This window comes from Rickettsia peacockii str. Rustic (assembly GCF_000021525.1).
In the GTDB taxonomy this organism is placed as follows: domain Bacteria; phylum Pseudomonadota; class Alphaproteobacteria; order Rickettsiales; family Rickettsiaceae; genus Rickettsia; species Rickettsia rickettsii.
Window position 1 is genome coordinate 1,028,999 of the sequence record NC_012730.1, and the last position, 13,374, is coordinate 1,042,372.

Consider the following 13,374-nt stretch of genomic DNA (forward strand, 5'->3'; position numbering starts at 1 on the left):
GAGCTCATACCTTTAAATATAGACGAAAATGATGATGTACTACCAACAAGTAATGTAGAAAATAACCACTAAATTTTTAAAATGACTAGCATATATCACATTCTTGACCGTGTTCCTGCTATTTATAAGCAGGACATGGAAATAGAGTATGAGCATTTGGCTATGCAATTAATTAAGTCCGGTAAATTACGGATAGATACCGATGATTGCTGCAATTTTGCAAGGTTTACCGAACCTGCTCTTAATATAAGCTTAATGGTTAGTCAAGAAGAGCTAACAAGCCCGCATTTAATCCCTGAAACTACCAAGCTTTTTCAAAATTTATACAGAAATTCCGCTTCAGATCAAAAAATAAAATCAATTTTCGATAATTTAAAAAAGCAAATACAAAAGCTACAGCCGGTTAAGAAAGAAGTAACCGAAATGCTAGCACGTATTTTTGTTCAGTCGGCTCATCCGATCGTAATAAGGTGGCTTCTTCTTAATAAGACGGAAGTATTTCTTACCTACTCACATAATATCGGCGATATGATGGATATGGTTAGCTGGCAACGAGTAGGCGGTAATAGCGGTATGCAAAGCACTAACGGCAAGGACGTAGCTATTTTTGTTTCATGCGGCGGTAATCCTTTTGCTGAAAACAATAAAGATCATCCGACTTACGGCAACGGCTTTGCTGCGGCAGCAAGACTTCAGATTATCGCAGCCCAAGAGCTTGGGCATTTTGCCGATATAAAGAGAGATGATAAAGGCAGGCAAATAACTCGCCATTCGGCTAATTTTTCCGGTACTAAAGCTACCGATAAAGTACGAATTGCTAGAAAAAATGACATAATACATTGTCATAATTTGCTGAGTAAGCTCCTTAAAGCAGGTATGAAAAAGCAATTAGATTATGAAACGAAACTTAAATTTTATAATGCAAATAAAGTTAGCGGCTTAAAAGTTTATGCTATAAAATTCATGATTTTTATATATAAATTTCGGCTTTTAAATTATAGCAGTAGGAATAATCTAATATTTGTAAGAAAATTTAAAACCGATGAATATATGGCATTAATGATTGATGCTATGTTTAAAGATATGCAAGCTAATTTATCACCGGCAGCTGACGTGTATAAAAATAAAAACCCTGAAATTGAAGAAGCGATAGCCTGCATTGAAGCCTTAGCAAGAGTACCGCAACAAACCGTAAAATGGGGATATTTAACTACCAAAGAAACTATGCATGACCTTTATAAAATATATTATAACGAGGTTATACCTTCTTTAATTACTAGCTATAATGCTATCACCGGTGAAAATTATCAACGTGATTTTAAAAAGCCAAAAAGTAATTTCTTTTCTAAAATCAATATCTTTAGTAACAAAAAGTTAGTACTAAAACCGGTTAGGGAATTATGAGTATACTGATGTGAAATGAAGAATGGTAGACAAAGATTAACTTCAAAAAGAGCAAGGAATTCACAAGGCGATGAGGCATTGCTGCGTGGATATTGTTTTTTCGTCATTGCAAGGAAAATTACAAAGTAATTTGACGAAGCAATCTCAGGAGTTTGTTATTATTTCATGAGATTGCCACGCAGCCTACGGCTGCTCGCAATGACGATTTGGTATCCCGCACAGGAATGATATTTTTAGAACAATATCTTTAACTTTATGAACCTTTGGTGGCTAGTATATTTGCTGCGTAAATTACAGTTATACGTTGCAAATAGCTCAATATTCTTATTAGCGGTAAGTAAACTTGCACCTACATTATAGCCGACTTTCGGTGTGCTGCTACTTGTAGTGTTCTCAAAGTAATTATCTGCCCAAATAAATCTAGCTTTCACCTTAGGTTGCTTATTGCTAAAGCTATTTTCTACAGAAGCATGTAGTTCCGGTACTATTTGAGTATCGTTTGATAATCTCTTAGGAGCGGTTAATTTTATGCCTGCAATCCCTGTAGTTAAGTTACCGGACTTACCAGCGACATACATATTATTCACACCTGTACCGGTTTGCTGCAGTATAAGTATATCCATTAGGAACAAATCCATCTCCATTACTCATCCTCAAAATTGATAGGGCGGCTACATCATTCGCCGTGTGAACCCTATTAATATTAATCACAATATTTGTACCGAATGCCGTAGGGAGATTTTGAAAAACTATACCGCTTTCTCCTAAAAGTAATATTACCTTCAAGTACTACATCACCGATAAGAATTACGTTACGTCTAAGATCGAATGTCGCACCATTAACGTTAGCATTACCGTTAATTGTAATGTCCTGAGTGCGAATATTATAAGTTCCCGAATCAAAATTAGTTTGTCTATAATGAATATCATTATGCAATTTGTGTTCATGATTACCTTCAAACATCACTTTAGAAACTTGTTTGGTTTGTGAGCCGATTTCATAAATATCAGGAATCTTTACGAAAGTTACCTCTCCTCTCATAGTTTTAGTAGTAGTAATATTACCGGTAAAACCTTTATTAACCCTTACCTTCCCAAAACTTATAAACTCTAAATTCCCTGTATCTATTACACTGCCGTTGCGATGTTTCATATCAACTTTTTCTTTAAATACAAGCTCAATAGATTCAACGGCACTAATATCATTACCGGTAATGGTTAGCTCAGAACCTGTTCCATTACCGCTTATAAGTTTTAGCTTTGCTTTTGCATTATTATTGGCGCCATATGCAAGAGGTGCTACTAAAGCATTTTGAACTGCCCTTTGAGTTTGCAGATTGTCAACGTTAGTTATATTGTTAATACTAACTATTGTAGTTGGATTGCCTTCAATAATAGTAAATACCCCATTAAAACCATAAAGATTAATATCATTAATATTAATATTTTGGGCAAAATTAACCATATGGTTATTTTATGCGATAATAATATTGTCATTATCTTGTGGAAGATAATGGTTGTGATTATATCTTCAATCATTCATCGTACCTATATTAGAAGATGGATTTCCCGCCGGAATAATATCCGCCGCAAAGTGCTATAGATAAAAACGGTATAGATAAATTTACCGGTAAATATATTGAAGGAACAAACGCTAAGATAATATCTAATGCAATAACTCGCGTACCAACCTTAAGTTTAACGGGAGACGGCGTTGGTTACAAACATAATGGTGGCTATGAAATAGTAGAATCAACAGATCGTGCGTTATATCAGGCAATACCTGGCGTGAAAGGACAATATACAAATAAATTAGCTCTAGATACTAGTATTCTTCCTTTACATGCTTGTATTATTCAGCAGCTAATACAAAATGGCTATTCAAGTGAAGATATTGAAAAAGCTTTAAGTTTAGGAACTGTTGCAAAGAGAGAAAGTTACAAAAATAAGCAATTAGCAGAATACAAGCCAAATTTGACAAGTAAGTTATGGCATGGTACAGAAAAAGCGATGCAAAATAAAGTAGTAGAACTTTCAAAAGAAATACAGAAATATGCTGAAATAAATGAAGCTTATGAAGAATTATTTAATTATCATACTTCCACTAGTGAAGAACAAGAAGAGCAGTTTTATAGCCTTGATTATAATAATAATGATGATCAAACTCAAATCTTAGGAGTTTTGTAATAGTTGAGATTATATCTTACATTTAGTAAAATAAATTAATTATTAAATGGAGATGAAAAATGAACTTAAATCAAAAAATAATAAAGCCAAAAATAGGGTTACTAGAACTAGCTAAGAGTCTTGGTAGCATATCATCAGCATGTAAAGCGATGGGCTATAGTAGAGATAGTTATTACAGATTTAAAGCACTGTATGAAACTGGTGGCGAAGAGGCATTATATGAAATTAGTCGAAGAAAGCCAATAATAGCGAATAGAGTTGATCCAGCGATAGAGAAAGCAGTAATGGATATGGCAATAGAATATCCAGCATATGGTCAGCTAAGAGTATCAAATGAGCTTAAGAAGAGCGGTATACTTGTATCGCCTGGAGGAGTGCGATCAATTTGGTTACGTAATGATTTAAACAATATCAGTAAAAGGCTTAAAGCATTAGAAGCAAAGATGGCTCAGGATGGTATTGTTCTTACTGAATCTCAATTACAAGTGCTAGAGGAGCGTCGTAATGAAAGAGAAGCTCATGGAGAAACTGAGACGCAGCATCCAGGTTATCTAGGATGTCAGGATACGTATTATGTAGGTAATTTCAAAGGTATAGGTAAGGTTTATTCTCAGGTATTTATTGATAGCTATACTAGGGTAGCTGATGCTAAACTATATACTGATAAAACAGCTTTAACTGCTGCTGATATGCTTAATGACCGCGTGTTACCATGGTACGAGACCCAAGGGATACCAATACTTCGTATTCTTACAGATCGTGGGTCAGAATATAAGGGGAATATAGAGCATCATGCTTTTGAGTTGTTTCTAAGTATCGAAGGTATAGAGCATACTACAACTAAGGCATATTCTCCCCAAACAAATGGTATGTGTGAGCGTTTTAATAAAACCATGAAACAAGAATTCTTTGATACAGCTATGCGGAAAAAGATTTATACAGATCTTGATGATTTACAATTAGATCTTGATATTTGGTTAGAGCATTTCAATAATGAGCGACCACATTCAGGAAAATATTGTTATGGAAAAACTCCTATGCAAACTTTTAAGGATAGTAAAAAATTAGCTGTTGAAAAGAATAATGAAATCTTGTATCTTGAATACGTCTCTGACAGTCAAAATGTAACTGACAATCAGGTGCAAAATTTATAGTGTCTGTAAGATCAAATCTTGACTTCTACAATACAAAAAACTTAAAAGACAACTTTGAAAACTTAGCAAAAGAAGCGAAGCAAATTGGGACACAAGCACAGCAAAGCTCCAAATCTTCAAGTAGTCCTAGCATAAAACCTACAGGTTGCAGTAAAGACGGAAGAAATATATAAGGCAATTGATGTTATTCTTGTTTTTGGGTCTTGTTGCATGGCTCGTTTATGTCATTTCCGCGGAGGCGGGACTCCAGTAAAACACATAAAAAAACAAGTTTTTTATGTGTTTATTTTGTCAAATATATCAATATTGAAGTTATTTTGCTAGATCCCCGCTTTCGCGGGGATGACATAAACGAGCCATGCAACAAGACTTTACTGTTGTGAGGATGACATCCTACGTAAAACCAACACTGTACTCATTAATATTATAAGCAAAAATATGAAAAAGCTTAAAGTGAGAGATAGCGACTTAAAATTTTGCCATAACAACATACTAAAGAAAGGAGTAGTTGAGGATAGCATAATACCTCCAAAAGAATGTGATAGACTATAAAGCCTCATTTTAACATTAGTCTTAAATAAGGATTGAACAATAATTTGTAGCGGTACTGCATAAAATGCTGCAAGTCCTATTAATATAACGGGACAGAGAATATTAAATATTTGTTTGTATAACATTATTTGCATTCCTAAAGCAACAATAATGCTGACAAATAAAGCCCATGTAATCTGTCTTAAAGGGTTTATTTTATCGGCAAACAGCCCTGCAAAAACAGCTGATATTCCATAGGTAGTAGTAAGAGCTATATTCATAAATCTTATTTCAGGATGATTTATAAGAGCTATTTTTGTTAAAAAAACTCCTAAGAAAATTACTAAAAAGTGATACACTCCTCCAATAGCACCGTTTATTAGTAATGCTATTATAACGGATAGTTTATTATTCCATATAATTTGCCGCAAGGTACTTTTTGATGACGTTCTTAAAAACCCGCTACTTTCTTTAAAAAAATTTCTCATCAAAATAGCAAATAAACCAAATATTGCACCAATAAAGAAATTAAAACGCCATAAATATTGGATATCGGAATTACTAGCGTAATAATAAGCTATAGCCGCAAGTAATGCACCTATTTGGCTACAGCATGAAACTATTCCTATATTTAAATTTTTCTGATTATCTCCTGTTTTTTCAGCTACATAAACCTTTATTCCGTCAACTTCTCCGGCAAGGCTTGCTAAAAAAAACATGCGACATAATGTTAGTATTACCGTAGCAAAAATACCTATTATCTCAAAGGAAGGAGTAATAGCAATTAATCCGGTAGCAATGCTACTCATGCACATTGATATCTTGATAGATTTAGTACGCCCGTATTTATCTCCGATAAATCCAAAAATTAAGGACCCTAAAGGTCGTACTATAACGGCTGCACTAAGAATAGCAAAAAAAACAAGTAGTTGTTTATCCTGCTCTATATTAGGTAAGAAATTTTGTGCAAGAATACTAGCCGATAAACCGAATAGAGCATAATCATAATAACGGATAATCGTTGTAAAAAATGCAACTAAAAAAGCTGAATTAGACATATAATATTTTCTTTTTGTGGCAACAGCATATGATACCAACTATTTAGGCTGTGTGAAAGAAAATTAATTTAATCTATTTTTACTCTTTGTGTCTACAAATTATAAGATTTTTTTGAAATAGGAACAACTACAGCATAATTTCAATATAGAAATCTTTTATATTTATTTTACTATTGTAGTTTTAATTATAATATTTTATATTTGGTATATATTCAATTTTTAACCGTTTTAAAAATATGCACTTAGAATATAAAGTTACTATATCTGAAAATGGCAGAATAAATATTCCTGCAAAAATTCGTGATCAATTACATCTTGCTTCAGGAGATCAGTTAATGCTAATACTTGATAAAGAATTAACATTGATTCCTCTAAAAAATAAAATTAAAGAATTTCAAGCATTAGTAAAATCTAGAAATAAAGATAACATATCATTAGTTGACTCTTTAATTGAATCAAGAAGAAAGGAATTTAATAATGAATAAATATATTTTAGATTCATCTGCTTTACTTGCATTATTTAACTTAGAAACTGGTAGTGACAAGGTCGAAGAATTATTACCGTTATCTATTATGTCTACAGTAAATATAGCAGAAGTAGTAGCTGAACTAGATAAAAAATTGAACATATCTTTTATTCAAAGTAAAGAAATGATCTCAGCTTCCATAAATAAAATTGTAGCCTTAGATTTTGATCAAGCTATAGAAATTGGACGCTTAAAGAAAGAAACAGAACAATTTGGCTTATCTCTTGGTGACAGAGCTTGCATTAGCCTAGGATTAATTACAGGCTATCCTATATATACTGCAGATAAAATTTGGGCTAAACTGCAATTAAATTGTAAAATCGTTCTAATTCGCTAGGCTCTACGAAGATTTCTAATTGATTTGCTATTTTGAGGTATTTTTTAGCGAAAATTAATAAGATTTTTGAAAGAATAGCTACTCCTATTTCAAAGAAACCTTATAATTTGCAGCAAAAAATAACCAAAATTAAATCTTCTTAGAAATCTTCATAGAGACTAACAGCTCATTTTATGATAAAATTTGAAAAAAGAGCCATTATTTGTAAAAGTTGAGATTATATCTTATATTTAGTAAAATAAATTAATTATTAAATGGAGATGAAAAATGAACTTAAATCAAAAAATAATAAAGCCAAAAATAGGGTTACTAGAACTAGCTAAGAGTCTTGGTAGCATATCATCAGCATGTAAAGCGATGGGCTATAGTAGAGATAGTTATTACAGATTTAAAGCACTGTATGAAACTGGTGGCGAAGAGGCATTATATGAAATTAGTCGAAGAAAGCCAATAATAGCGAATAGAGTTGATCCAGCGATAGAGAAAGCAGTAATGGATATGGCAATAGAATATCCAGCATATGGTCAGCTAAGAGTATCAAATGAGCTTAAGAAGAGCGGTATACTTGTATCGCCTGGAGGAGTGCGATCAATTTGGTTACGTAATGATTTAAACAATATCAGTAAAAGGCTTAAAGCATTAGAAGCAAAGATGGCTCAGGATGGTATTGTTCTTACTGAATCTCAATTACAAGTGCTAGAGGAGCGTCGTAATGAAAGAGAAGCTCATGGAGAAACTGAGACGCAGCATCCAGGTTATCTAGGATGTCAGGATACGTATTATGTAGGTAATTTCAAAGGTATAGGTAAGGTTTATTCTCAGGTATTTATTGATAGCTATACTAGGGTAGCTGATGCTAAACTATATACTGATAAAACAGCTTTAACTGCTGCTGATATGCTTAATGACCGCGTGTTACCATGGTACGAGACCCAAGGGATACCAATACTTCGTATTCTTACAGATCGTGGGTCAGAATATAAGGGGAATATAGAGCATCATGCTTTTGAGTTGTTTCTAAGTATCGAAGGTATAGAGCATACTACAACTAAGGCATATTCTCCCCAAACAAATGGTATGTGTGAGCGTTTTAATAAAACCATGAAACAAGAATTCTTTGATACAGCTATGCGGAAAAAGATTTATACAGATCTTGATGATTTACAATTAGATCTTGATATTTGGTTAGAGCATTTCAATAATGAGCGACCACATTCAGGAAAATATTGTTATGGAAAAACTCCTATGCAAACTTTTAAGGATAGTAAAAAATTAGCTGTTGAAAAGAATAATGAAATCTTGTATCTTGAATACGTCTCTGACAGTCAAAATGTAACTGACAATCAGGTGCAAAATTTATAGTGTCTGTAAGATCAAATCTTGTCTTCTACAGTTTAAGCTTCATTCATTGTTTGATCGTTGAAATACTAAAAACTTTTGATTGGTGGGCGATGACGGACTCGAACCGCCGACACTCTCGGTGTAAACGAGATACTCTACCAGCTGAGCTAATCGCCCATATTTTTTATTAATTAGTAAAATAACATCACTTATAATTCATAAGAAGTATATAAATAATTTAGCAAAATTTTATTAGTTTTTGCTTTTAAATTACTATAAAGTGTTATTTACTTTCAAACTTTTTATTTGCCTTGATAATCTGCTGATTTTTCTTGAGGCGGTATTTAATTTAATTATATTTTTTTTCACACCTTGCATTATCTTAGACTGAGCAACAGATAAAGCTATGTTAGCATTTTCTTTATTACCAAGACTGATTTCATGTACAACTTTCTTTATAAAAGTTTTTATTGCACTAGATCGTTTTTTATTGATTAGAGTTCTTTTTACTGTTTGTCTAGCAGCTTTTTTTGCTGAAGAATGATTAGCCATCACCGAGTCCCTTATATTTTAATTTTTAATTTCTTCATTAGCATCTTGCTGTATATTTCCTTTAGCATTAATATCTCTATCTACAAATTCAATATATGCTATCGGTGCTAAATCACCATAACGGAATCCGGCTTTTATTATTCTAGTATAACCGCCAGGTCTATCTTTATATCTGGTACCTAAAATATTTATAAGCTTTTCTACTGCTGTTTTATCTTTTATTTTTGATAAAACGCTTCTTCTTACCATTAAATCAGCTTTTTTAGCTTTAGTAATTAGAGTTTCAATATAAGGTCTTAATTCCTTAGCTTTTGGTAAAGTAGTTTTAATTTGTTCATGGGTTACAAGTGCTACAGCCATATTAGCGAGCATTGCTTGCCGATGACTACTTGTTACATTTAACTTTCTGCCTTTAATTTTATGTCGCATTTTTTAGCCCTTAATTATAAGAATCTTCATAACGTTTAGATAATTCCTGAATATTTTCCGGTGGCCAATCCGGTACATCCATACCGAATCTTAAATTAAATTTTGCCAATATTTCTTTAATCTCATTTAAAGATTTTCTACCGAAATTTGGAGTTCTTAGCATATCGGATTCCGTTCTTTTTACTAGATCCCCTATATATATTATATTATCATTTTTCAAACAATTTGCCGATCTAACCGATAATTCCAATTCATCAACTCTCTTAAGTAAATAAGGTGCAAATGGTAAAGCATCAGTTTTAACTTGCTTATCTTCTTCCTGTTCTTCAAAAGAAATAAATAATTGTAATTGCTCCTGTAAAATACGTGCAGCTAAACCTACAGCCATTTCAGGTAATACATCACCGTTAGTTTCTACAAACATAATTAATTTATCATAATCGGTAACCTGACCTACCCTAGTATTTTCTACCTTATAAGTAACACTCTTTACCGGATTAAATAAAGCATCTATAGCTATTTCACCAATAGGTAAATTATCCTCATAACTATTTGTGCTAAGTACATATCCTTTACCAACCTTGCAAGTTAATTCCATTTCAAGCTGCTTGTCCTTAGCTAGATCACAAATTACATGATCCGGATTCAGTATTTCTACATCATGACCTGTTTCAATCATACCGGCCTTTACAACACAAGGTCCTGTTGCTTTTAATTTCATGATACGTTTTTCTGCAACATGCATTTTTACTTCAATACCTTTAATGTTTAAAATCACTTCCGATACATCTTCTTTTACACCGGGTATAGAAGAAAATTCATGTTCTATAGCAGGGATCTTTATAGACGTGATAGCTGCTCCTTGTAAAGAAGAAAGTAATACTCTTCTCATAGCATTACCGAGCGTTAAACCAAAACCTCTTTCTAAAGGTTCAACTACAATTTTAGCTTTATTATTGGTTTCTGGAAAATTTTCATAAGCAACTTTATTCGGCTTTATTAAAGTATTCCAATTTTTACTTAACGATAACATTTAATACCTATGATTCTCTTATACTCTTCTTCTTTTTGGCGGTCTTACTCCATTATGAGCAATTGACGATACATCTAAAATTGATGTAACCACAAAATTTTGTCCGAATAAAGCTCTCATTGCTGATTCACGCTGAGCCCCCGGTCCTCCAATCCTAATAGAAATAGTTTTTAGACCATATTCTTTTGCTTTTTCCGATGCTCTATCAATTGTTACTTGAGCTGCATAAGGTGTTGCTTTTCTTGCCCCTTTAAACCCATTACCTCCTGCCGATGCAGAAGAAATAGTATTACCTTGGATATCAGTAAATGTTACTATAGTATTATTAAATGATGCTCGGATATGCACAACACCAAGAGTGATAGTTTTTTTCTTTTTCTTAACTTTAACCGTCTGATTCATTATTTATACTCTATACTTAAACTATTATTTTACAGCTTTTTTCTTTCCGGCTATCGCAATAGCTTTACCTTTTCTAGTTCGAGCATTAGAATGCGTGTTCTGTCCTCTCACCGGCAACTTACGTATATGTCTAAGTCCTTGATAACATCTTATATCTTTCTTTTTCTTAATATTAAGCGTAACTTCTCGTCTTAAATCACCCTCAACTTTATACTCACTTTCAATAATATTACGTAAGCCTATTAACTCTTGATCTGTCAGTTCTTTCACTTTTTTATCTTTCGATATTTTTGCTTTATTACAGATCTCTGCTGCCATAGTAGGCCCAAGACCGTAAATGTAAGTTAAACTCACAACTAAACGTTTATTATCAGGAATATTAACACTTGCAATTCTTGCCACAAATAATCTCCAAAATTTTACTGGTAACTAAAAAATAATATAAAAATCTTTGATAAAGTCAATTTATTTTTAGTATTTTCTGTATATCAATTTCTATTTCTTGTTCATTTTTACTTCCATTAACTATATAAAAATTACCACTATTTTTATAATAATCTATTAACGGATATGTTTCTGTTTTATATACTTCAATTCTTTTTTTTATTACTTCTTCATTATCGTCTTTTCTATAATCAAATGTACTTGAACCGCAAACATCACATACATTATCAGTTTTAGGCTGCAAGAAGTACCTATTATATATTTTACCGCAATTTTTACAACTATATCTTCCTAAAATTCTTTTAATTAATAATTCACCTGAAACATCAAAATATATTATTTTAATTTTTTCTTTAATAAATGATTCAAAAAATTTCGCTTGCTCTAAATTACGCGGATATCCATCTAATATGTAGCCGTTTTTATATTCAGAGGATAATAAAAAATTTTTGATTACTTGATTAACTATTTCATTAGGGATAAGCTCCCCTTGCCTAACATAATTATTAATTAACTCTGCTTCACTAGTTGATGTTTTAATAATTGTTCTAAATATATCACCGATTGCTATATGTGGTAAATCAATTTTTTTAGCTATCTTTTTTCCTTGTGTGCCCTTTCCCGCTCCTGGAGGACCTAAAAAAATTACTATCACTATTTAAGCTCATTTTTAATTTTTTAATTTTATTTTCTTCATTAAACCTTCATACTTACTACTAAATAAGTAAGTTTGAATCTGAGTCAGAGTATCAAGTACCACGTTCACTACAATTAAAAAACTCGTACCTCCTAAAGAAAGAGAGATTACATATTTATTCATTAATAGCTCCGGAATGACACATATTACACTTAAATATATCCCACCTATAACCGTAAGCCTTGTAAGTATATAATCAAAATAATCAGACGTATTTTTTCCTGGTCTTTTACCTGGAATATAAGCACCGTATTTTCTTAAATTATTAGCAGTTTCTTCAGAATTAAATACTATTGCAGTATAAAAAAAACTAAAAAACATAATTAATGCTACATATAATAAAATATATACAGGTTTTCCATGCCCTAAGTAATAAGTAAGCATACCCATAGTTTCTGAATTACTATTAGAAAAATTAGCAAGCGTAGCAGGAAATAGTAAAATTGAACTAGCAAATATTGGAGGTATTACACCAGAAGTATTTAACTTGAGAGGCATATGGGTTGCTTCACCTCCATAAATTTTATTTCCTACTTGTCTTTTAGGATACTGCACCAATAATTTTCTTTGGGCTCTTTCAAAAAATATAATTATAGCTATTAATACAACTACTCCAATACAAACAGCTATCGCTATTAAAGGCGATAATGCTCCTTTTCTTGATAATTCAAACATACTAATAATAGCACTAGGTACTCCTGAAATTATACCTATAAATATAATTAAAGACGTACCATTACCTATTCCGCGCTGTGTAATTTGTTCTCCTAACCACATTAATAGCATCGTGCCTACAACTAAAGTAATTACGGTTGTAACTCTAAAGAAAAAACCCGCTAAGATTACTACAGGACCAGTATTTGTTACAATCGACTCTAAACTTATAGCAACTCCATAAGCCTGAAAAGAAGCAAGCAGAACCGTTAAATATCTCGATAGCTGATTTACTTTTCTTTTGCCGACTTCCCCTTCTTTTTTTAAATTTTCCAAAGGTTTATATGCAACTGACATTAATTGGATAATAATTGAGGCAGTAATATACGGCATAATTGCTAAAGCAAAAATGGACATTCTACCTAGCGATCCTCCGGATAGCATATTAAACATTCCGAGTATTCCGGATTGATTCTTTGCAGCCACACTACTTAAAGCAATTGAATCTATACCAGGTATAGGTATAAAAGACCCAAATCTACATACTATAAGAATGAGAATAGTAAAAACAATGCGACTAACTAAATCATTACCGGATTTTTTAGAAAAATTCTGCCCCATATA

Annotated in this window: 15 protein-coding genes, 1 tRNA gene and 2 pseudogenes; 7 read left to right on the plus strand and 11 right to left on the minus strand. The window is 32.2% G+C overall.

The features are described from left to right. Positions 1–81 precede the first annotated feature (81 nt). Positions 82–1,404, plus strand: coding sequence for a DUF2748 family protein (locus RPR_RS06100; protein ID WP_012736933.1), 1,323 nt, complete (start codon positions 82–84; stop codon positions 1,402–1,404). Between the two features lie 233 nt (positions 1,405–1,637). Here RPR_RS06100 and RPR_RS06105 read toward each other — a convergent pair whose 3' ends face one another. Beyond that, positions 1,638–2,027 carry an autotransporter domain-containing protein gene (locus RPR_RS06105; RefSeq protein WP_187145784.1) on the minus strand — a complete coding sequence of 130 codons (390 nt, stop codon included), beginning with the start codon at positions 2,025–2,027 and terminating at the stop codon, positions 1,638–1,640. Then, a pseudogene (locus RPR_RS06110) lies at positions 1,984–2,869 on the minus strand (hypothetical protein). The gene RPR_RS06105 and the pseudogene RPR_RS06110 overlap by 44 nt, the downstream one beginning before the upstream one ends. Positions 2,870–2,997: 128 nt before the next feature. Between RPR_RS06110 and RPR_RS06115 the strand changes: the two are divergent. The 3 genes and pseudogenes from RPR_RS06115 to RPR_RS09230 form a co-directional block, all read left to right on the plus strand. Then, positions 2,998–3,591 (plus strand): annotated as a pseudogene (locus RPR_RS06115) (hypothetical protein); the annotation flags it as partial. 59 nt (positions 3,592–3,650) lie between these two features. Next, positions 3,651–4,745: an IS481-like element ISRpe1 family transposase gene (locus RPR_RS06120; RefSeq protein ID WP_012736375.1), complete on the plus strand. Its 1,095-nt coding sequence runs from the start codon at positions 3,651–3,653 to the stop codon at positions 4,743–4,745. After that, entirely contained in the window at positions 4,745–4,918 is a 174-nt protein-coding gene (locus tag RPR_RS09230) for a hypothetical protein (RefSeq protein ID WP_228368831.1), read from the plus strand. The genes RPR_RS06120 and RPR_RS09230 overlap by 1 nt, the downstream gene beginning before the upstream one ends. 198 nt (positions 4,919–5,116) lie before the next feature. Here RPR_RS09230 and RPR_RS06125 read toward each other — a convergent pair whose 3' ends face one another. After that, positions 5,117–6,334 (minus strand): MFS transporter, encoded by a 1,218-nt coding sequence (locus tag RPR_RS06125; protein WP_012736934.1) that lies wholly within the window; start codon positions 6,332–6,334, stop codon positions 5,117–5,119. 236 nt (positions 6,335–6,570) lie between these two features. On the opposite strand from RPR_RS06125, the gene RPR_RS06130 reads away from it, so the two are divergent. The 3 genes from RPR_RS06130 (at position 6,571) to RPR_RS06140 (ending at position 8,560) form a co-directional block, all read left to right on the plus strand. Then, positions 6,571–6,819 carry an AbrB/MazE/SpoVT family DNA-binding domain-containing protein gene (locus RPR_RS06130; protein WP_010977150.1) on the plus strand — a complete coding sequence of 83 codons (249 nt, stop codon included), beginning with the start codon at positions 6,571–6,573 and terminating at the stop codon, positions 6,817–6,819. Then, positions 6,812–7,198, plus strand: a complete 387-nt coding sequence (locus RPR_RS06135) for a type II toxin-antitoxin system VapC family toxin (protein ID WP_012150708.1) — start codon at positions 6,812–6,814, stop codon at positions 7,196–7,198. Before RPR_RS06130 ends, RPR_RS06135 begins: the two co-directional genes overlap by 8 nt. Before the next feature lie 267 nt (positions 7,199–7,465). Then, entirely contained in the window at positions 7,466–8,560 is a 1,095-nt protein-coding gene (locus RPR_RS06140; RefSeq protein ID WP_012736375.1) for an IS481-like element ISRpe1 family transposase, read from the plus strand. An 80-nt stretch (positions 8,561–8,640) separates the two neighbouring features. Here RPR_RS06140 and RPR_RS06145 read toward each other — a convergent pair. The 8 genes from RPR_RS06145 to secY form a co-directional block, all read right to left on the minus strand. Continuing rightward, positions 8,641–8,716, minus strand: a tRNA-Val gene (locus RPR_RS06145). A gap of 96 nt (positions 8,717–8,812) precedes the next feature. Beyond that, on the minus strand, positions 8,813–9,091 hold the full coding sequence (rpsT, locus tag RPR_RS06150; RefSeq protein WP_004997845.1) for a 30S ribosomal protein S20: 279 nt from the start codon (positions 9,089–9,091) through the stop codon (positions 8,813–8,815). Positions 9,092–9,109: 18 nt separating this feature from the next. After that, complete coding sequence (gene rplQ / locus RPR_RS06155) at positions 9,110–9,520, minus strand: 50S ribosomal protein L17 (protein ID WP_004997844.1); 411 nt, start codon at positions 9,518–9,520, stop codon at positions 9,110–9,112. A 10-nt stretch (positions 9,521–9,530) separates the two neighbouring features. After that, positions 9,531–10,553 (minus strand): DNA-directed RNA polymerase subunit alpha, encoded by a 1,023-nt coding sequence (locus RPR_RS06160; protein ID WP_012736935.1) that lies wholly within the window; start codon positions 10,551–10,553, stop codon positions 9,531–9,533. Positions 10,554–10,571: 18 nt separating this feature from the next. Continuing rightward, a complete protein-coding gene (gene rpsK, locus RPR_RS06165) occupies positions 10,572–10,955 on the minus strand; it encodes a 30S ribosomal protein S11 (protein WP_008580920.1) in 384 nt (127 codons plus the stop codon). A gap of 24 nt (positions 10,956–10,979) precedes the next feature. Beyond that, positions 10,980–11,357: a 30S ribosomal protein S13 gene (rpsM, locus tag RPR_RS06170; protein ID WP_004997837.1), complete on the minus strand. Its 378-nt coding sequence runs from the start codon at positions 11,355–11,357 to the stop codon at positions 10,980–10,982. Between the two features lie 58 nt (positions 11,358–11,415). Beyond that, positions 11,416–12,054, minus strand: a complete 639-nt coding sequence (locus tag RPR_RS06175; protein ID WP_012736936.1) for an adenylate kinase — start codon at positions 12,052–12,054, stop codon at positions 11,416–11,418. Positions 12,055–12,069: 15 nt separating this feature from the next. Then, positions 12,070–13,371 carry a preprotein translocase subunit SecY gene (secY, locus tag RPR_RS06180; protein WP_012736937.1) on the minus strand — a complete coding sequence of 434 codons (1,302 nt, stop codon included), beginning with the start codon at positions 13,369–13,371 and terminating at the stop codon, positions 12,070–12,072. Positions 13,372–13,374: the final 3 nt, after the last annotated feature.

What these genes read in the sequence shown, in the direction of transcription:
- RPR_RS06100 (WP_012736933.1), top strand. Translation starts at nt 82, where the DNA reads ATGACTAGCATATATCACATTCTTGACCGTGTTCCTGCTATTTATAAG.
- RPR_RS06105 (WP_187145784.1), bottom strand. Translation starts at nt 2,027, where the DNA reads ATGGATATACTTATACTGCAGCAAACCGGTACAGGTGTGAATAATATG.
- RPR_RS06120 (WP_012736375.1), top strand. Translation starts at nt 3,651, where the DNA reads ATGAACTTAAATCAAAAAATAATAAAGCCAAAAATAGGGTTACTAGAA.
- RPR_RS06125 (WP_012736934.1), bottom strand. Translation starts at nt 6,334, where the DNA reads ATGTCTAATTCAGCTTTTTTAGTTGCATTTTTTACAACGATTATCCGT.
- RPR_RS06130 (WP_010977150.1), top strand. Translation starts at nt 6,571, where the DNA reads ATGCACTTAGAATATAAAGTTACTATATCTGAAAATGGCAGAATAAAT.
- RPR_RS06135 (WP_012150708.1), top strand. Translation starts at nt 6,812, where the DNA reads ATGAATAAATATATTTTAGATTCATCTGCTTTACTTGCATTATTTAAC.
- RPR_RS06140 (WP_012736375.1), top strand. Translation starts at nt 7,466, where the DNA reads ATGAACTTAAATCAAAAAATAATAAAGCCAAAAATAGGGTTACTAGAA.
- rpsT (WP_004997845.1), bottom strand. Translation starts at nt 9,091, where the DNA reads ATGGCTAATCATTCTTCAGCAAAAAAAGCTGCTAGACAAACAGTAAAA.
- rplQ (WP_004997844.1), bottom strand. Translation starts at nt 9,520, where the DNA reads ATGCGACATAAAATTAAAGGCAGAAAGTTAAATGTAACAAGTAGTCAT.
- RPR_RS06160 (WP_012736935.1), bottom strand. Translation starts at nt 10,553, where the DNA reads ATGTTATCGTTAAGTAAAAATTGGAATACTTTAATAAAGCCGAATAAA.
- rpsK (WP_008580920.1), bottom strand. Translation starts at nt 10,955, where the DNA reads ATGAATCAGACGGTTAAAGTTAAGAAAAAGAAAAAAACTATCACTCTT.
- secY (WP_012736937.1), bottom strand. Translation starts at nt 13,371, where the DNA reads ATGGGGCAGAATTTTTCTAAAAAATCCGGTAATGATTTAGTTAGTCGC.